Annotated in this window: 19 protein-coding genes and 2 pseudogenes; 13 read left to right on the forward strand and 8 right to left on the reverse strand. The window is 65.9% G+C overall.

Features of this window, described 5'->3' with window-relative positions:
* Positions 1 to 2: 2 nt before the first annotated feature.
* Together ACVWY0_RS05995 and ACVWY0_RS06000 are read left to right on the forward strand one after the other, a co-directional pair.
* Positions 3 to 623: a hypothetical protein gene (locus ACVWY0_RS05995; RefSeq protein ID WP_485835861.1), complete on the forward strand. Its 621-nt coding sequence runs from the start codon at positions 3 to 5 to the stop codon at positions 621 to 623.
* Positions 624 to 720: 97 nt separating this feature from the next.
* A complete protein-coding gene (locus ACVWY0_RS06000; RefSeq protein WP_485835862.1) occupies positions 721 to 1,167 on the forward strand; it encodes a PRC-barrel domain-containing protein in 447 nt (148 codons plus the stop codon).
* A gap of 64 nt (positions 1,168 to 1,231) precedes the next feature.
* On the opposite strand, the gene ACVWY0_RS06005 is transcribed toward ACVWY0_RS06000, so the two are convergent.
* Positions 1,232 to 1,579: a YegP family protein gene (locus tag ACVWY0_RS06005; protein WP_485835863.1), complete on the reverse strand. Its 348-nt coding sequence runs from the start codon at positions 1,577 to 1,579 to the stop codon at positions 1,232 to 1,234.
* A gap of 441 nt (positions 1,580 to 2,020) precedes the next feature.
* On the opposite strand from ACVWY0_RS06005, the gene ACVWY0_RS06010 reads away from it, so the two are divergent.
* From ACVWY0_RS06010 to ACVWY0_RS06040, 7 genes are all read left to right on the forward strand, one after another.
* Positions 2,021 to 2,905, forward strand: coding sequence for an AAA family ATPase (locus tag ACVWY0_RS06010; protein ID WP_485835864.1), 885 nt, complete (start codon positions 2,021 to 2,023; stop codon positions 2,903 to 2,905).
* Between the two features lie 3 nt (positions 2,906 to 2,908).
* The gene (locus ACVWY0_RS06015; RefSeq protein ID WP_485835865.1) at positions 2,909 to 4,012 is read left to right on the forward strand and encodes a vWA domain-containing protein; all 1,104 of its coding nucleotides are present in this window, start codon (positions 2,909 to 2,911) and stop codon (positions 4,010 to 4,012) included.
* Positions 4,005 to 5,153, forward strand: coding sequence for an XdhC family protein (locus tag ACVWY0_RS06020; protein WP_485835866.1), 1,149 nt, complete (start codon positions 4,005 to 4,007; stop codon positions 5,151 to 5,153). The genes ACVWY0_RS06015 and ACVWY0_RS06020 overlap by 8 nt, the downstream gene beginning before the upstream one ends.
* Before the next feature lie 109 nt (positions 5,154 to 5,262).
* Positions 5,263 to 5,793: a (2Fe-2S)-binding protein gene (locus ACVWY0_RS06025; RefSeq protein WP_485835867.1), complete on the forward strand. Its 531-nt coding sequence runs from the start codon at positions 5,263 to 5,265 to the stop codon at positions 5,791 to 5,793.
* Complete coding sequence (locus ACVWY0_RS06030; protein ID WP_485835868.1) at positions 5,790 to 8,159, forward strand: xanthine dehydrogenase family protein molybdopterin-binding subunit; 2,370 nt, start codon at positions 5,790 to 5,792, stop codon at positions 8,157 to 8,159. The genes ACVWY0_RS06025 and ACVWY0_RS06030 overlap by 4 nt, the downstream gene beginning before the upstream one ends.
* Complete coding sequence (locus tag ACVWY0_RS06035; RefSeq protein ID WP_485835869.1) at positions 8,156 to 9,010, forward strand: FAD binding domain-containing protein; 855 nt, start codon at positions 8,156 to 8,158, stop codon at positions 9,008 to 9,010. The genes ACVWY0_RS06030 and ACVWY0_RS06035 overlap by 4 nt, the downstream gene beginning before the upstream one ends.
* Positions 9,011 to 9,032: 22 nt before the next feature.
* A complete protein-coding gene (locus ACVWY0_RS06040; protein WP_485835870.1) occupies positions 9,033 to 9,773 on the forward strand; it encodes an SRPBCC family protein in 741 nt (246 codons plus the stop codon).
* Positions 9,774 to 9,782: 9 nt separating this feature from the next.
* On the opposite strand, the gene ACVWY0_RS06045 is transcribed toward ACVWY0_RS06040, so the two are convergent.
* Positions 9,783 to 10,076, reverse strand: coding sequence for a DUF4158 domain-containing protein (locus ACVWY0_RS06045; protein ID WP_485835871.1), 294 nt, complete (start codon positions 10,074 to 10,076; stop codon positions 9,783 to 9,785).
* Between ACVWY0_RS06045 and ACVWY0_RS06050 the strand changes: the two genes are divergently transcribed.
* Entirely contained in the window at positions 10,003 to 10,416 is a 414-nt protein-coding gene (locus tag ACVWY0_RS06050) for a hypothetical protein (RefSeq protein ID WP_485835872.1), read from the forward strand. The genes ACVWY0_RS06045 and ACVWY0_RS06050 overlap by 74 nt on opposite strands.
* A gap of 223 nt (positions 10,417 to 10,639) precedes the next feature.
* On the opposite strand, the gene ACVWY0_RS06055 is transcribed toward ACVWY0_RS06050, so the two are convergent.
* The 4 genes from ACVWY0_RS06055 to ACVWY0_RS06070 all read right to left on the reverse strand — a co-directional run bounded on the left by ACVWY0_RS06055 (position 10,640) and on the right by ACVWY0_RS06070 (position 13,138).
* Positions 10,640 to 11,851 (reverse strand): IS4 family transposase, encoded by a 1,212-nt coding sequence (locus ACVWY0_RS06055; protein WP_485835873.1) that lies wholly within the window; start codon positions 11,849 to 11,851, stop codon positions 10,640 to 10,642.
* 43 nt (positions 11,852 to 11,894) lie between these two features.
* Positions 11,895 to 12,044, reverse strand: a complete 150-nt coding sequence (locus ACVWY0_RS06060; RefSeq protein WP_485835874.1) for a hypothetical protein — start codon at positions 12,042 to 12,044, stop codon at positions 11,895 to 11,897.
* A gap of 340 nt (positions 12,045 to 12,384) precedes the next feature.
* On the reverse strand, positions 12,385 to 12,531 hold the full coding sequence (locus ACVWY0_RS06065) for a hypothetical protein (protein ID WP_485835875.1): 147 nt from the start codon (positions 12,529 to 12,531) through the stop codon (positions 12,385 to 12,387).
* Between the two features lie 421 nt (positions 12,532 to 12,952).
* Positions 12,953 to 13,138 carry a ParB family protein gene (locus ACVWY0_RS06070; protein ID WP_485835876.1) on the reverse strand — a complete coding sequence of 62 codons (186 nt, stop codon included), beginning with the start codon at positions 13,136 to 13,138 and terminating at the stop codon, positions 12,953 to 12,955.
* 285 nt (positions 13,139 to 13,423) lie between these two features.
* Here ACVWY0_RS06070 and ACVWY0_RS06075 point away from each other — a divergent pair, with 285 nt between their 5' ends.
* Positions 13,424 to 13,636, forward strand: a complete 213-nt coding sequence (locus tag ACVWY0_RS06075) for a hypothetical protein (RefSeq protein ID WP_485835877.1) — start codon at positions 13,424 to 13,426, stop codon at positions 13,634 to 13,636.
* Positions 13,637 to 13,993: 357 nt separating this feature from the next.
* On the opposite strand, the pseudogene ACVWY0_RS06080 reads toward ACVWY0_RS06075, so the two are convergent.
* Both ACVWY0_RS06080 and ACVWY0_RS06085 read right to left on the reverse strand, forming a co-directional pair.
* Positions 13,994 to 14,176, reverse strand: a pseudogene (locus tag ACVWY0_RS06080) (Tn3 family transposase); the annotation flags it as partial.
* A complete protein-coding gene (locus ACVWY0_RS06085; RefSeq protein WP_485835878.1) occupies positions 14,122 to 14,496 on the reverse strand; it encodes a CGNR zinc finger domain-containing protein in 375 nt (124 codons plus the stop codon). The gene ACVWY0_RS06085 and the pseudogene ACVWY0_RS06080, both read right to left, overlap by 55 nt.
* Positions 14,497 to 14,653: 157 nt before the next feature.
* Between ACVWY0_RS06085 and ACVWY0_RS06090 the strand changes: the two are divergent.
* Positions 14,654 to 15,323: pseudogene (locus ACVWY0_RS06090) on the forward strand (transposase); the annotation flags it as partial.
* Between the two features lie 40 nt (positions 15,324 to 15,363).
* Complete coding sequence (locus ACVWY0_RS06095; protein ID WP_485835879.1) at positions 15,364 to 15,807, forward strand: hypothetical protein; 444 nt, start codon at positions 15,364 to 15,366, stop codon at positions 15,805 to 15,807.
* Positions 15,808 to 15,853 lie beyond the last annotated feature (46 nt).

Consider the following 15,853-nt stretch of genomic DNA (forward strand, 5'->3'; position numbering starts at 1 on the left):
CCATGCGACAACACGCCGGAGCGCTGAACCGCACCTGGCTCCTCATCCTTGGCCTTCTCGCCCTGGCCGGCGGCGTCCTGATACTGCTGATGGCCAGCGGAACGCTGCACGCCATGAGCCCCGCAACGGTGGCTGCAGAGAGTCCCGTCGTGACAGGGGACCTGCACACGGTCTTCGGCCCTGCCTCTGCTACAGCCATAGTCCTGGTGGCCGGTGCTGTCCTGGGCGCCCTGGGACTGTTGTGGATCCTGGCACAGATTCCACGAAGGAATCCCGCCGACAGGTACCGGCTGCATCAGGACCCCGCCTCCGGAACCACGCTATGTGAAGCCTCGGTGCTGGCCTCCGCCGTGGAAAACCAGATCAATACCCTGCCCGGGGTTGTGGGTTCCTCGGCGCTGCTACGCGGCACAGCCATGGACCCGGATCTGACGATGAAAGTCACCGTCAACAACCGCGCCGACATCCAGGACGTCCTCCACAGCATCAACACCCGGGTCATTCCGGACCTCTCCACGGCCTTGGAAACACCGCTGCGGCGGACAGGAATCCAGCTCGAGGTCAGTGACCGCAACGCCATTTCCGGCACCACCGTGGAGACCACCGGCACCGTCGTCTACTAAGAACAAGTCACGCCGAAGAACACGACCTCACAGTCAGATATTTCACTTTTCCACAAGCCAGCCCAACCTGCGCATAGAGAAAATCCAAGGAGACACCATGCTCGGCCCGGAAGACATCGACGATCTGCTCGCCAAAGGCGCAAACGTCCTCTCCATCGACGGAGACAAGATCGGCCCCTTAGGCCAGGTCTACCTGGACGAAGACACCGAACGGCCCAGCTGGATCACCGTCCGGACAGGACTGTTCGGAATCTCAGAGTCCTTCGTCCCGTTCGAAGGCGCAATGACCGAGGGACAGGACATCCGCGTGCCCTACACCAAAGACCAGATCACCGACGCCCCGCAACTTGACGCGGACCTCCACCTTGAACCAACCGACACGGACAGTCTGTACCGGCACTACGAGCTCGCCCGACCCACCTACGCTGCCCTCACCGATACGGGGACGATAAGTTCCTCGGTCCCGGAAGGCACCGGAACGGGGACGCAACCCGCCATTCGGGGCCGGCTACGCAAATACGTTCCCACGAAAACATCACCCTGACCATCCAACCGCGATCCGGTGACCGGGGCCAGCCCCGGCGAAGACGGAATCCTGGAGCTTCGCCTCAGGCGGCTCTGTGCAGGCCGCATCCCACAGGAACCCGGCCTGGTGCGGCCGGCCGGTACGATCCCGTGGCGGCAGTACGCTGCGGCGCCTCGGCGGGCCGGCCCGACCGGGGGAAGGTGGCCGGCCCGCCGAGGACGCTGTGGGTGATCCGGGGACGGGGGATGTCCGGGCACTGGTCGGTGATCATGCCCATTCCGGCGTATTCGCGGACGGCGGCGATGCCGGCGACCGCGGCAGCTTTATCGGGGAATGATCTGGAGACGGCCACCACTGTTCCATCAGGGGCTTTGAGTCTGAATCTGAAGAGCGTCTCCTCGTCGGTGAAGAGTTCGAATGTGCCGGTCATCGATGTCCTCCTGGACGCGGGAAGGAGCCGCCCGGCAGGTCTCGTCGGGTCCGGGTCCGGGTCCGGGGCGAGGCGTTGCGTTCCGGTTTGATCGCTCGACACTAGGCGCTCACATTGTCCGTCCATCCAACGAGTGGCAGAAGGTCAGAAGCAATGACTTTGACAGTGCGATTGTCCGTGGCCCGTCGATGCATCCATCTTGGCGCTAGCCGCCCTGGTCAGTTGAGGGCTATTCCGTGGGTCTAGCTAGGTCGTCGCGCAGCTTTGGGTCAGCGCGGGGAAAGGTGGGGCACTGCGGTTTACCATCGTCGCAGCCGTGATGAACTTCCTGGTGATCGGCCTCGACTTCGTGACAACGCGCCAGCTGCATGATGGGTTTCCCCACTGGCGGCTGGCCGCGACTCCCGGGCCCCTGTCGATCAGTGGCCCTATGCTGGTGCCATGACGCAGACGTCGATCAGCTCCGCCGCAGCACTGGCCGAAATGCTGGCATCCACCGGCTACCTCGCCGATGAGGGCCTGGCCACGATCGGCTACCTCGCCCTGAGCATGCAACGCCCGCTGCTGCTGGAGGGGGAACCCGGTACCGGCAAGACCTCCTTGGCCGAGGCCCTCGCGCAGGCCCTTGGGCTGCCGCTGATCCGGCTGCAGTGCTATGAGGGAATCGATGCCACGCAGGCGCTGTACGACTGGGACTTCACCGCGCAAATTCTGCATCTGCGCAGCGTGGAGGCCGGCGGTGGCGCGGGGTTGAGCGTGGCCGAGCTGGAGCACTCCCTCTATGACAAGCGATTCCTGCTTGCGCGGCCGATACTGAAGGCGCTGCAGCAGAGCCCTGCCGTGCTGCTGATCGACGAAATCGACCGCGCCGACGACGAGTTCGAGGCATTCCTCTTGGAAGTTCTCTCCACCTACCAGGTTTCAATCCCCGAGTTCGGCACGGTCAAGGCAGACACCCCGCCGATTGTTGTGCTCACCTCCAACCGGACCCGTGACGTCCACGACGCACTCAAACGGCGATGCCTATATCACTGGATTGACCACCCGGGGCTGGCCCGCGAGGTGGAAATCGTGCGCACGCGGCTGCCAGAAGTCCCGACGCTGCTGGCCGAACAGGTGGTATGCGTGGTCCAGCAGATCAGGGCTTCCGACGACGTACTCAAGCCCCCCGGCGTGGCCGAAACCCTGGATTGGGCCCGGGCTCTGCACCAGCTCGGCCGGGCCGAGCTCGACCTCGCCTCGGCCGCGGCGAGCATCGGCGCGCTGTGCAAGTACCGTGAAGACACCGAGCGGGTATCGGCATCCCTGGCCCGGATGCTCGGCTGACTGATGGCGGCCGTGGAGCACAGCGCCGAGGAGATCCTCCTGGCCTTTGCCGCGGCGGTGCGCTCGGCCGGAGTGAAGGTGACAGCGGACCGGGCGCGCAGCTTTGTCGATGCCGTAGGCAGGCTCGCCCTCGGACGCCGCGCGGACGTGTTCTGGGCCGGCCGGGCCACCCTGTGCGCCGCGCCGGAGGACTTGCCGACCTACCAACGGACCTTTGAGGCCTGGTTCGCGGTGGAGCATTCGGCCGCCACGCGCACGGAGGCGGCCGCAGCCTCCGTCAGCGCGGCCGCGTTGGACGACGACGGCGGCGGCCGGGAGGACGGCCCCAACCAACTGAAAGCGCTCGCCAGCCGCCGGGAGCGGCTGAGACACCGGGACGTGGCGACGCTGGAGCCGGACGAGCGGGCGCTGCTGCACCGGATGTTCGAGCAGCTGCCGGTGCGGTTGCCGACCCGGCAGACCCGGCGTAAACGCCTGGACCGGCACGGCGACGTGGACCGGGTACGGACCCTGCGCGACCAGCTGCGCCGCGGCGGGGAACCGGGGCCGCTGCGCCGCGCGCGGGCGCCGCGCAAACCGCGCCGTCTGGTTTGGCTGATCGATGTTTCGGGCTCGATGGCGCCCTATGCGGACAGCCTGCTGCGGCTAGCCCACCGGGTGGTCGAGGCCGCTCCGCACCAGGTGGAGGTGTTCACGCTGGGCACGCGGCTGACCCGGGTGACAGGCGCTCTGCGGGTGCCGGACGCCGACAATGCCCTGGCCCTCGCCGGCCGCGCCGTCCCCGACTGGTCCGGCGGAACCCGGCTCGGGGAGGTGCTGCGCGCCTTCAACGACCGCTGGGGCCAGCGCGTGGTGGCGCGCGGCGCCGTCGTCGTCATTGCCAGCGACGGCTGGGAGCGGGGCGATCCGGCATTGCTGGGGCGCCAGGCCGAGCGGCTGCACCACCTGGCCAGGCGGATCATTTGGTCCAACCCGCACCGGGGCAAGGCGGGATACGAGCCCCTGCAGCGGGGAATCAGGGCGGTGCTGCCGCATGTTGACTACTTTATAGGGGGGCACTCAATGCAGAGTTTCGAGGAATTGTTGGACGTGGTTGCCAATGCGTGAGGTCCTGGATGATCTGGTAGCCGCCATCGTGGCCGGCCACACCGTGGGGCTGGGTACAGTGGTGCGCACCTTCCGGTCCGCGCCGCGGCCGGCCGGGGCGGCCATGATGGTCGACGCCGACGGCCGCGCGGTGGGCTCGGTGTCCGGCGGCTGTGTCGAAGGTGCTCTCTACGAACTGGCCACCGAGGTGGTCCAGGCCGGCCGGCCGGTTCTGCAGCGCTACGGCATCAGCGACGACGCTGCGTTCGAGGTGGGCCTGACCTGCGGCGGGATCCTGGACATTTTCGTTGAACCGGTCTCCGCCAAAACTTTCCCGCAGCTGCCGCAGGTGGCCGACGACGTCGGAGCCGGACGGCCGGTGGCCGTGGTCACCGTGATCGAACACCCGGATCCGGCCTGGCTGGGCCGCCACCTGGTGGTCCGCCCGGATGGATTTGCCGGCTCCCTGGGCAGCGACCGCGCCGACCACGCGGTCTGCGACGACGTGCAGGGCCTGCTGGCCGCCGGCCGCAATGCCACCCTCATGTACGGGCCGGACGGCCAGCGGCGCGGCGAGGGGATGCGCGTGTTCGCGGTAAGTTTCGCCCCGCAGCCGCGGATGCTGGTGTTCGGCGCGATCGACTTTGCCGCCGCCGTCGCCAGGCAGGGCAGCTTCCTGGGCTACCGGGTCACGGTCTGTGACGCGCGCGCGGTCTTCGCCACGGCTGCCCGGTTCCCGAAAGCGGACGAGGTGGTGGTGGAATGGCCGCACCGCTACCTGCAGGCGCAGATCGGCGCCGGCCAGGTGGATGACCGCACGGTGATCTGCGTGCTCACCCATGATCCGAAATTCGACGTGCCGCTGCTGGAGGTGGCGCTGCGCCACAACGTGGCCTATGTGGGGGCGATGGGGTCCCGGCGCACGCACCGCGACCGGCTGGAGCGGCTGCGCGAGGCTGGCCTGACCGAGGCCGAATTGTCCAAACTGTCCAGCCCCATCGGCCTGGACCTGGGGTCCCGGACCCCCGAGGAGACGGCCGTCTCGATCGCCGCCGAAATCATTGCGCTGCACTGGGGCGGGGAAGGTGGACGATTGAGCAGCATGGATGCCCGGATCCACCATGAGCCCATGGCCGACGCCGGCCACGAGGACGCAGGGTAGGAACTTAGGAATCCCTGACCCGCAATCCTTCGGCTTAATGTAGCGTGTGACACACCAAGACTGGAAGCCGGGCAGTCGTGCTCGTCCTCCATAGCGAGAGGAGATCTCAATGGCGAGTTCCAAAACGATCACCGTCGAAGTCGATGATGTGAGCTACACCGACGACGTCGAGCCGCGGCTGCTGCTGGTCCAATACCTGCGCGAACGGCTTGGCAAGACCGGCACATTGATTGGCTGCGACACCACCAACTGCGGCGCCTGCACCGTCCATTTGGACGGGGTCAGCTTGAAATCCTGCACCATGTTCGCGGTCCAGGCCGACGGCCACCGCGTCACCACCATCGAGGGCCTGGCCCGGGACGGCAAACTCGCCCCGCTGCAGCAGGCCTTCCACGAATGCCATGCACTGCAATGCGGCTTCTGCACCCCGGGCATGATCATGCAGTCCGCATCCCTGCTGGCGGAAAACCCGCACCCGTCCGAACAGGAAATCCGGGACGGCCTGGAGGGGAACCTGTGCCGGTGCACCGGGTACCAGAACATTGTTGCCGCGGTCCAAGCGGCCGCGGAAGGCACTGTTTCCTCGGAAAGCGCTGCGTCCTCGGACACCGGCGAAACGGAAAAGGCAGGTGTGTCATGACCACCGCCGAAGTCGGCAGGGCCCGCCTCCGGAAGGAGGATGCCCACCTGATCACCGGGCGCTCCAGGTTCACCGACAACATCACGCTGCCCGGCATGCTGCATCTGGCGATGGTACGCAGCCCATTCGCCCACGCGAAGATCACCTCGGTCGACGCCGCCGCCGCGAAATCTTCTCCCGGCGTCATTGCGGTGCTCACCGGAGCCGACGTGGCCGCAGAGCAGGGCAGCCTGCCCAACGCCTGGCCGATCACCCCGGACCAAAAGGCCCCAGCGCACCCTGCCATCGCCGTGGATGAGGTTGCCTTCGCCGGCGAAGTGGTCGCGTGCATCATCGCCCGCAGTCCCGCCGCCGCCCGCGACGCCGTCGAGCTGGTGGACGTCGACTATGAGGAGCTGCCCGTCGTCCTGGACCTGGAGGAAGCAGTGAAGGATGAGGTGCTGGCCCACCCGGGCCTGGGCACCAACAAATCAGCCACCTGGGTCTTTGACTCGGGCGAGGCCGGCACCGGCAAACCGATCGCTGAGGCACTGGCGGACGCCGAGGTTCTCATCGAACGCACGTTCTACCAGCAGCGGCTCATCCCGTCCTTCATGGAGCCCCGCTCCACCGTGGTGGACCCCACCGGTGAACAGATCACTATGTGGTCGGCCACCCAGGTGCCGCACATCCTGCGGCTCATGATGGCGCTGACCCTGGGAATCCCGGAAAGCAAGGTGCGCGTGATCGCCCCCGACGTGGGTGGCGGCTTCGGCGGAAAATTGCAGGTGACCCCAGAGGAGGCCATCACCGTGCTGGCCGCGCGGCACACCGGCAAGCCGTGCAAGTACACCGAGACCCGCAGCGAATCCCTCATGGCGGCCCACCACGGCCGGGCCCAGGTGCAGAAGCTGAAGCTTTCGGCCACCAAGGACGGGATTGTCACCGGACTGGACGTGCACCTGCTGGCGGACATGGGAGCCTATCTGGGCCTGGTCACCTCCGGCATCCCGATCCTGGGTGCCTTCATGTACAACGGCATCTACAAGTTCCCGGCCTACCGGTTTGAATGCACCAACCTGTTCACCAACAAGGCGTGGACCGATGCCTACCGCGGCGCCGGCCGGCCGGAGGCCACCTTCGCGCTCGAGCGCATGATGGACGAACTCGCCGCCGAACTGGGCATGGACCCGCTGGAACTGCGGGAAAAGAACTGGATCAAACACGAGGAATTCCCGTTCACCACCGTTGCCGGGCTCGAATACGACAGCGGCAACTATGAGGCGGCCACGGCGAAGGCGCTTGAGCTCTTTGACTACGACGCGCTCCGGGTTGAGCAGGCGAGGCGCCGCGAATCCAACGACCCTGTCCAGCTGGGCATCGGCATCTCCACTTTCACGGAAATGTGCGGGCTCGCGCCGTCCCGGGTGCTTGGTGCGCTCAACTACGCCGCCGGCGGCTGGGAGCACGCCCAGGTGCGGGTGCTGCCCACCGGCAACATCGAGGTGGTCACCGGCTCCTCCTCCCACGGCCAGGGCCACGAAACCGCGTGGAGCCAGCTCGTGGCGGACAAGCTGGGCGTGCCGTTCGAAAATGTCGAGGTGCTGCATGGGGACACCCAGATCTCCCAGCGGGGTCTGGACACCTATGGATCCAGGTCGCTGACGGTGGGCGGCATGGCGGTACTCGCCGCGGCGGACAAGGTGATCGAGAAGGCCAAGGCGGTGGCCGCGCACCTCATGGAGGCCAGCGAAGAGGACATCGAGTTCGCGGACGGCAAGTTCAGTGTCAAGGGCACCGACCAGTCGACGGCGCTCGGTGAGATCGCCTTTGCGACCTTCTCCGCGCACAACCTGCCGGACGGGTTTGAGCCCAATCTGGATTCGGACGCCACCTTCGATCCGCAGAATTTCTCTTACCCGCACGGCACCCATCTGGCCGCCATCGAGGTGGACACGGAGACCGGGCGGGTCACGATCCGCAAGTACGTATGCGTGGACGACGTAGGAGTGGTGGTCAATCCGCTGATTGTGGAAGGCCAGGTGCACGGCGGCCTGGCCCAGGGAATCGCCCAAGCCCTCTACGAGGAGGCCGTGTACGACGACGCCGGCACCCTGGTCACGGGCTCGTTTGTGGACTACCTGGTTCCCGGCGCACCGGACCTGCCGCACTACACCACGGCGCGCACCGAGACGCCGTCGACCACCAACCAGCTCGGGGCCAAGGGGGTCGGGGAGGCGGGAACCATCGCCTCGACGCCCGCCATTGTCAACGGTGTTCTGGACGCGGTGCGGCATCTGGGCGTGAAGGACATCCGGATGCCCTGTTCGCCGTCCCGTGTGTGGGCCGCCCTTGAAGAAGCCAAGACGACCGGAGGTGTGCAATGATTCCGAGCGCATTCGACTACGCCGCGCCCGCTACCGTGGCGGAGGCGTTGGACCTGCTGGCCGCTGCCGGCGACGACGTGAAGCTGCTGGCCGGCGGCCAAAGCCTCATCCCGGTGATGAAGCTGCGCCTGGCCGACCCGGCGATGGTGATCGACCTGGGCCGGATCGGCGAGCTGTCCGGGGTTCGCGATGACGGCGATGCCCTGCTGATCGGCGCCATGACGCCGCACTACCAAGTCGCCACCGACCCGCTGATTGCCACCCACCTGCCGTTGCTGGCCAAAGCCGCGGCGACGGTGGCGGATCCGCAGGTCCGCCACCGCGGCACGTTCGGCGGCGCCTTGGTGCACGCCGACCCGGCGGGCGACCTGCCCGCGCCGGTGCTGGCCGCGGAGGCGACGTTCATCCTGGCCGGCCCGGACGGGGAACGCCGGGTGGCAGCAGCCGACTTCTTCCAGGGCTACTTCACCACCGCCGTCGCCGACGGCGAGATCCTGACCCACATCCGGGTGCCGAAGTACACCGGCTGGGGTGCGCACTACGAGAAGTTCACCCGGGTGGCCCAGCAATGGTCCATCGTCGCAGTCGCCGCGATGGTCCGGGTGGAGGGCGGCACCATCGCCGAGGCCCGGATCGGGTTGACCAATATGGCCAGCACTCCCCTGCGCGCCACGGCGGTCGAGCAGGCGCTGGCGGGGGTTCCGCTGACCCGGGACGCGATCGCCGCAGCCAGCGTGCATGCGGCCGAGGGGACCGATCCGGCCAGCGATCTCAATGGCGACCCGGCCTACCGGCGCCATCTGGCCGAGGTTTTGACCAGGCGGGCGGTCGCCACGGCCGCGGGGCTCTAGCGGAACACGGCGAGAGGAAGACGTGGAACTCAAACATAACTTCGTGGTTCCCAGTTCGCTGGAGGACACCTGGCATTCCTTCAACCAATTGGAAGACATCGCACCCTGTTTCCCGGGAGCGGCTCTCACATCCGTGAGCGGCGACCAGTTCACCGGAACGGTCAAGGTCAAGCTCGGGCCAATCGCCATGATGTATGCCGGCACCGGTGAATTCCTTGAACGCAACGAGGATTCGCACACCGTGGTCATCGCGGCGACCGGGAAGGACAAACGCGGCAATGGCACGGCAGGCGCCACGGTGACAGCGGTGCTGACGCGGGACGGCGACGGTACCGCCGTGGACGTGACCACCGACATGAACGTCACCGGCAAACCGGCCCAATTCGGCCGGGGTGTCATCCAGGACATCTCGGACAAGCTGCTGGCCCAATTTGTCCAGTGCGTGGTCGGGAAAGCGGGCGGCGGGGGGGCCGGGCAGACCGCGGAACCGGCCGCCGGGACGTCCACGGAACCTTCGGCGACAGTACAGGACTCCGGGGAACCGGCCGGGCCCGCCTCCCCGGGCCCGCGGGCCGCAGGCGCGTCACCGGTAACTCGGCCTTCGGCGGGAGCGCCTCCGTTCAATCCGCAGTCCGCGCCGGCGGCTGAATTGGACCTTGGCTCGACCGTGTGGCCGGTACTGGTGCGCCGTTTTAGTCCTGTCGCGCTCGGCGCCGTCGCTGTACTGGCGCTCCTCGTCTGGCTGGCTCGCCGATGCCGTTAGGTTAGCCATTCACCTTTTGCCCACGTGCTTTCCGACGCGACATCGTCGCAGTAACCGACGACCGTCGGCGATCGCCCACCGGTGCTCGAACCGAGTCTGCTTCCGTTCAACGTACCGCTTCACACACGACGGATCGGCCACACCTACCTGTACCGCAACAAAATCGACCACAGCGGTTGGAACATCCACGGGATCATCCACGGAAAACCCAAGGAGAGGGACCCAGATAATGGCAGCACCACGGAAGTCCGCGCAGCAGTTGGCGGCACGCGAGAGGGCGCGGGCCAAAGCCCAGGAACTCACCGCCCGCCACGAAAAACTGATCGACCTCGCTGCCGAGTTCTTCGAGCAGCAGGAACAGGCGGACCAGGTCCGTGCCAAAGCGCAGCGCAAGGCTGATGCGATCCTGGCGAAGGGCGAGCACGACGCCGAAGAAGCCACCCGCAAGGCCGCCAACACTGTCCGCGCCATGGTCGATGCCGGCGAGGCGAAGTCCGCCGTCGCTGCCCGCCTGGGAATTACCGGGGCATGGGTAAAGAAGATGCTCGACCTCGACGAAGCTAAGGAGCGGGGCGACGGGAGAGCGGAAGCATCCGCTCGTGACCAGGACGATGATCAGCCCGTGGCGGCACACGCCACCTAAGCGTCATCTCTCAGAAGCAGGAATGGTCCCCGGCAGGATTGCCGGGGACCATTCGCGGGTGTGGGAGGGGTGGTCTAGAACCAATGCCGTTTACTTTGTGGTTTTGTGTGTTTTCTTGAGTGGCCAGTTGGACATTTTGCGTTTGACGGCGCGGGGGACGGTGCGTTGTCGGCGTGGTGGCAGGAGCTCGTGGAGGATTTCCTGGCAGAAGATGGTGAAGGCTTCAGCCAGTTTGTGAGGGGGAAAAAGCCGGGCGCGCGGCGAGGGATCGCCGTGCTGCCCGGAGGGTCCGTGTGAAGGAGAAATGGAGGGGGTCTTCGTCGAAGTCTGCGGCGACGGTGCCGATCAGGGAGCGGATTGCGTAGTGTGCGCAGAGGTATCCGTAGATTTCCTGAAGCACCCCGTCAGGTGTTTTGGAACGCAGCACGACGTCAGGGCCGCGCTGGTGGGTTTTGAGTTCATCGAAGCTGGACTCGATTTCCCAGCGCCTGGCGTATAGCTGGGCCAGGTCTTCGGCCGGGGCGGTGGCCGGGTCCAGGATCGTGGTGATCAACAGGAACGTGCTGACCTCCTCCCCGGTCGTGACCTCGTACTCGATCACCCGCACCGGGATCCCATTGCTGCCCTTGCGCCGGTCCTGGGTGGAAGGATAGATCGTTGAGAGGTAAGACCCGTCCCGGAGGTCCTCCTCCACGGGCAGGGCACTGTTGGCTTTCATCCGCCACAGCAAGGCCGCCCCCGTCGCGGCACTGTCCTTCCATGCCTGGTAGGAAAAGAACCCACGATCGGCCATGGCCAGCATGTCCTTTTCCAAATCTGCCAGCACCGCCGGGTACAAGTCATGCTCGGAGGTGTTGTAGCCGGAAACCACCGCTGAGAAGACAGCATGGGTCCCGCATTCGACCAATCCCAGCACCCGCGCCTGCGGGAACGCACTCTTGAAATCCGTCTTCGTCCCAGGCCGGCCGTACGCCCGCTCGTTCGCGGGCGTGTCGGCCAGATCCATGGTGGTCCCGTCCACAGACACCAGCCGCCAATCCTTGTAGAACCCCCCGCTACCCGGGGCTGCGAAGGGTTTGGCGACCTCGGCGAACAACTCCACCATCACCGAGGACCCCAACCGGGTCCTCGCCTTGTAGATCGCCGCCTTCGTCGGCATCGTCCACTCCCGGTACCGGCCCGTCAGCCACTCCATCCCGGCCAGCAGCGAACGCATGACTTCCTCATAGGATCCGTTGGAGAACAACGCCAGGGCCATCACGTAATAGACCATCAACCGGGACGGCAGCAACCTGTTCCGCTGCTCCAGCGCCCCGGTCCGCCCGATCACCGCATCCACCACATCTGCCGGGAAAACCCGCGTCAACACACCCAGGGAAATGTGATCAGTCAACCGTTCAGGACCCTCCGGGGTCACCCATCCACTCCGCGCCATGCCGAAACATTAACACACCCGAGCTAAGTAAACGGCATTGGGTCTAGAACAGGGTGGGCGCTTCAGGGTCCGCGCCGGCAATAAGGGCGCGAATGCGTTCCTCACGGCCCCAGCCGTGGGCGCGGGCCTCATCCCGCAGCAGGCGGGAGCGCTCGGCAAACAGGGCATGGGAGAGTCCGCGCCAGCGGAACATGGAACCGTTGGCGTCCCGCCCCTATGGCAAGCCGGTCGGCCATGTTCTCGCGGTTCGTTCCGGGGATCCAGGTGTGTATCAGCGCCGTTCGTGACCCGCACGCAGATCGGCACATCACACCGATGCATCAGGGCGCCGAAAGAATCCAGGGGAACGCCGTGCACCAGGTGGAAGGCGAAGCGGTGAGGGCGGACAGCTTGTCCGTCCTGCAGCGTTCAGGGTGAACCTCCCATATCTGTCATCACTGACCGCTGCGCTCCACAGCCAGCAATCATCGGCCCGTGGGCCTTTGACGACCTTGACCCAGAACCGGTCTTCCGGTGAGGGAGTCACCGGGCACTCACCAGCTGCGCCAGCGCAGTTCGAGCTTGTTCACTGCGAAGAAGAAGAAGAAGAAGAATAAGCCGGCCATGAACAGGAAGCCGGGGATCGCCTGGGCGAAGCCCTGGCCGATCCAGAAATCAATCGCGGTCAGCAGCGCGATCACGCCGGCTGCCTTGCAGAGGAAAACCAGGGCACCCTCGGCGGTCCAGACGTAGGCCAGTAAGCGGTCGTACTGGTCCCGCTCTCTTTCTGGGCCGGGTCCGTGGAGAGGAACACCTGGCCGCGTCGAGCCAGGAGTGCAGATAGGCAGAAGCTTCCGGGCCGCCGCACTCCACCGGGGAATCCTCTTTCACGGTTTCGGGAGTGTCCACGCCGACAAGGCGGACGCGGGCGCACTCGCCATTGCAACTGATGCGGATCGCATCCCCGTCCACCACACTTTCCACCAGGTACGGGCCTCCGGTCTCGTAACCAATGGCCGAAGGCTTAGGTGCTGTGCCGGTCGGTCGGTTCGCATCGAACCGCCGTGGGCGCATCCCCGGCCTTCACGGTAATCGGTCCGGTGCTGTATGGATTGCAGCCGGTCAGCAACGCGGCGGTGGCCCCTGCGGCCACGCGCCGTTGTATTTGCGTTGCAGCCGCTTCACTTCTCGCAGGGTCGCCGCCTCGATGAGGTCGGTGATGGACGCGTACCCCTCGAGGTGGCCGGCTTCCTGGACAGCGGCCCTCACCTGGTCTGACAGGGGAGAATTCAGGTAGCACCCACTCATGGCCCTCCCCCTGGTGCCCTGCCTACAGTGGAGTCATCGCATGCCAGCGGGCAATCGGCGCGCAAGCTGCTACGCGGATCGCCCTGCTCCGTTCCAGACCAGGTAACCGCCTGCCTCCCCGACGACCACACGCCGCAGTGTGGCCTCCTGGAGATAGCCATGAACTGCAGCGCCGTCGGCCCCTCCGCTGTTCACGGATCCGGTCGTCCGGTCCGAGTCTCCCGGGGTTGAGCGGACAGGTCTCACAGCCTTTGCAGTTTCGCGGTGACGTGGGACGATCCGATTATGAGCGAAAACGAGGAAGCGGGCCTGCTGCGGCCGTCGCCCCGCGAGGTGGCTGAGGCCGTACCGCAACCGGGCAAGCCGACAACGCGGCAGCTGCGCACAGTGGGTCAGCGGCGCCGTGACGCTGAGTCGAAGCTGGAGCAGCATCTGCAGGTGGCACGGCACAAAAATGAACCACACGACGGGCACAGTGAGCCTGCCGCTGCCGGCTAAGACGCGCCCATCCCCGGCCGCTGCCTTCAGGATCTGTCTGTGGAGTCTTCAGGACCTGTGCGTGGGGTCTTCGGTTGGTGGTCCTGGATCCGGGACGACGGGCCCCGGGCCCGGTAGCACCGGGGATGTCGGGTCAGGTGAACGAGGATTAGGGTCAGGAACCGGTTCCGGCGCTGCGGGCGATGTGGGGTCCGGGGACCCTGGCGCAGGAACCGGGTCTGGTGGAAACGGTGCGGGTTCGCGTTGCGGCGGAACGGTCATAATGTTCCCTCAGCTTCTGCGGGCTCCGGATGGTGGCCTTAGCCTACGTCTCTCTCTATTCGAAGAACAGAGCGGACAAACTCTCTGACGCGCTACACTACCGTACTTGGGATTCACATCCCCGGTGGATTCGGCTTTGCTGCCGGCCCGGAACCGCTGACCGTCAGAAGAGGAGGTAGTGCCGTCGCCCCAGTGTGCGGCGAAGGGGTGGTCGTGCTGGGTGTTTACCAGTTCCGCCGGTGCGACGCTGTAGGTTTCATCCCGGATGCAGGAGGCCTGTTCGCGTTTTGGCGGTGCCGGGCGACTGCGTCGGTGTTTCCGCACCGGGCGCTGCAGTAGCGCTGTCTACCGGCCTTGGAGTTGTCGATGAACGCTCTGAGACAGGCCGCCCGGGCGCATGTGCCGATCCGTTGGCCGCCGCTCCAGGCGATGAACAGTGCCAGACCGCCGGCGGTGACGGCCTTGACCCGGGACAGGATGTCGTCGCCCTCGGGGAACAGATGGAGGTGGGGACGGGAGTCGTCGTGGGTCGTCAGTGAGATCCTCCCCGAGGAGCGGTCGAGGAGCGAGTTGATTGAACGGCATCGTTCGCTGGCCACTGGACCGCCGCTCGGAAGCCTTCCCGGCCACGTCCAGTCCTACTGAAATAACGTTCCCTGGCCCTTGGATCTTCCCGGAGAGGTGCCCCGTTCCGGCCGGGAAACGGCCTGTCACGCCACGGGCCAGATGCTATAAAAATATCCCTCAGCGGATATATGGCCCACCCCCGAGGCTCTCCGGAAAGCCGGGCAGGAACGCATCGCGGCGCGACTGAGGAAGCTCGCACCCAAGATGTTCAACCGGCTCTCAGAGCAGATCCTGACGGCCCTGGATGAACAGCACGTCGTGGTCATCGGAACCACTGCAGCCGGTATCGTCCGGCCGGAGCTGGCGCGATGCTGGCCGGTCCACGAGGCACGGGCAAAGGTCCTGACCCGGGTCGAGGCCATCGTTGAGGTCCGCCCACTTCACCCCGTCCTGACATAATGCCGGCAGTGGGCGTCAGGGACAGCCGCACGGATCCTCACAGACGTCGTCGACAAAAACTTCCCCACCGCCGGACACCTCGCCTCCCACGCCGGCCTCTCCCCCGTCACCTGGCGCTCCGGGACCGCCATACGCGGCGATCACTCCTCTCCGACTTCGCCTCGCTCAAGGACCCGGCATGCCGGGCCTACTACGACCGGAAACGCGGCAAAGCAAACGACACAACCAGGCCCTCGTAGCACTGGCCCGACGACGCCGCGACACCCTCTACGCCCTGCTTCGGGACGGGACCATCTATAAGCCACGAAGTCCGGTGGGCGCCCGAACAAACGTTGGCCTGCTGCACGCCATCTCCTGGTGTGCCAGCCAACCGGTCTCATTTGAATTCCAACCGGAGTGACGGCATCGCCTTGGCCCCCGGCTGCGGCTAACCTCATGGCATGGGAAGACTTGCGAGGCTGGCACCGGCAGCCATTGTGGTGTCTGTTCTTGGAATCGGCTGCAGCCCTCCACCAGGTACCGGCGGCGATACCTGCGTGGACTGGGTCCGATTTGAAACCCCTCAGGACCAATTCGACAACGCCAACCTGGTGGTGATCGGAAAGCCCCTGAAACGCAGTGGCGAGACCAGCATCTATGGCTACAAAGCCCGGTCGCATCAGGTGGAAATTGAGACGGTCCTCAAAGGTGTCCCGGGACAGGAGCCTCTTCTCGTCGCCTCCATGCCCCAGACCTGCGGCAAATCCTACCCGGAAGGCGATCCGCTCGACACGAATCAGAGAGTACTCATCTTCGCCTCCAAACAGGAAAATGAATGGTTCACCATCACGCCGTCCCAAGGTGTCCTTCCTCTCCAAGAGGGCACTAAGCTTCCCTTTTCTTAGCTCGGCGCCCGTTCCAGCCACGGGCAGGACAAAAAGCCGCCAGCGG

Source organism: Arthrobacter sp. UYNi723 (assembly GCF_054057635.1).

Excerpts from the sequence above, each read along its gene's own strand:
- ACVWY0_RS06055 (WP_485835873.1), bottom strand. The coding sequence starts at position 11,851 with ATGGCGCGGAGTGGATGGGTGACCCCGGAGGGTCCTGAACGGTTGACT.
- ACVWY0_RS06005 (WP_485835863.1), bottom strand. The coding sequence starts at position 1,579 with ATGACCGGCACATTCGAACTCTTCACCGACGAGGAGACGCTCTTCAGA.
- ACVWY0_RS06025 (WP_485835867.1), top strand. The coding sequence starts at position 5,263 with ATGGCGAGTTCCAAAACGATCACCGTCGAAGTCGATGATGTGAGCTAC.
- ACVWY0_RS06075 (WP_485835877.1), top strand. The coding sequence starts at position 13,424 with ATGAGCGAAAACGAGGAAGCGGGCCTGCTGCGGCCGTCGCCCCGCGAG.
- ACVWY0_RS06050 (WP_485835872.1), top strand. The coding sequence starts at position 10,003 with ATGGCAGCACCACGGAAGTCCGCGCAGCAGTTGGCGGCACGCGAGAGG.
- ACVWY0_RS06035 (WP_485835869.1), top strand. The coding sequence starts at position 8,156 with ATGATTCCGAGCGCATTCGACTACGCCGCGCCCGCTACCGTGGCGGAG.
- ACVWY0_RS06010 (WP_485835864.1), top strand. The coding sequence starts at position 2,021 with ATGACGCAGACGTCGATCAGCTCCGCCGCAGCACTGGCCGAAATGCTG.
- ACVWY0_RS06030 (WP_485835868.1), top strand. The coding sequence starts at position 5,790 with ATGACCACCGCCGAAGTCGGCAGGGCCCGCCTCCGGAAGGAGGATGCC.
- ACVWY0_RS06020 (WP_485835866.1), top strand. The coding sequence starts at position 4,005 with ATGCGTGAGGTCCTGGATGATCTGGTAGCCGCCATCGTGGCCGGCCAC.
- ACVWY0_RS06000 (WP_485835862.1), top strand. The coding sequence starts at position 721 with ATGCTCGGCCCGGAAGACATCGACGATCTGCTCGCCAAAGGCGCAAAC.
- ACVWY0_RS05995 (WP_485835861.1), top strand. The coding sequence starts at position 3 with ATGCGACAACACGCCGGAGCGCTGAACCGCACCTGGCTCCTCATCCTT.
- ACVWY0_RS06095 (WP_485835879.1), top strand. The coding sequence starts at position 15,364 with ATGGGAAGACTTGCGAGGCTGGCACCGGCAGCCATTGTGGTGTCTGTT.
- ACVWY0_RS06070 (WP_485835876.1), bottom strand. The coding sequence starts at position 13,138 with ATGAGTGGGTGCTACCTGAATTCTCCCCTGTCAGACCAGGTGAGGGCC.
- ACVWY0_RS06060 (WP_485835874.1), bottom strand. The coding sequence starts at position 12,044 with ATGTTCCGCTGGCGCGGACTCTCCCATGCCCTGTTTGCCGAGCGCTCC.
- ACVWY0_RS06015 (WP_485835865.1), top strand. The coding sequence starts at position 2,909 with ATGGCGGCCGTGGAGCACAGCGCCGAGGAGATCCTCCTGGCCTTTGCC.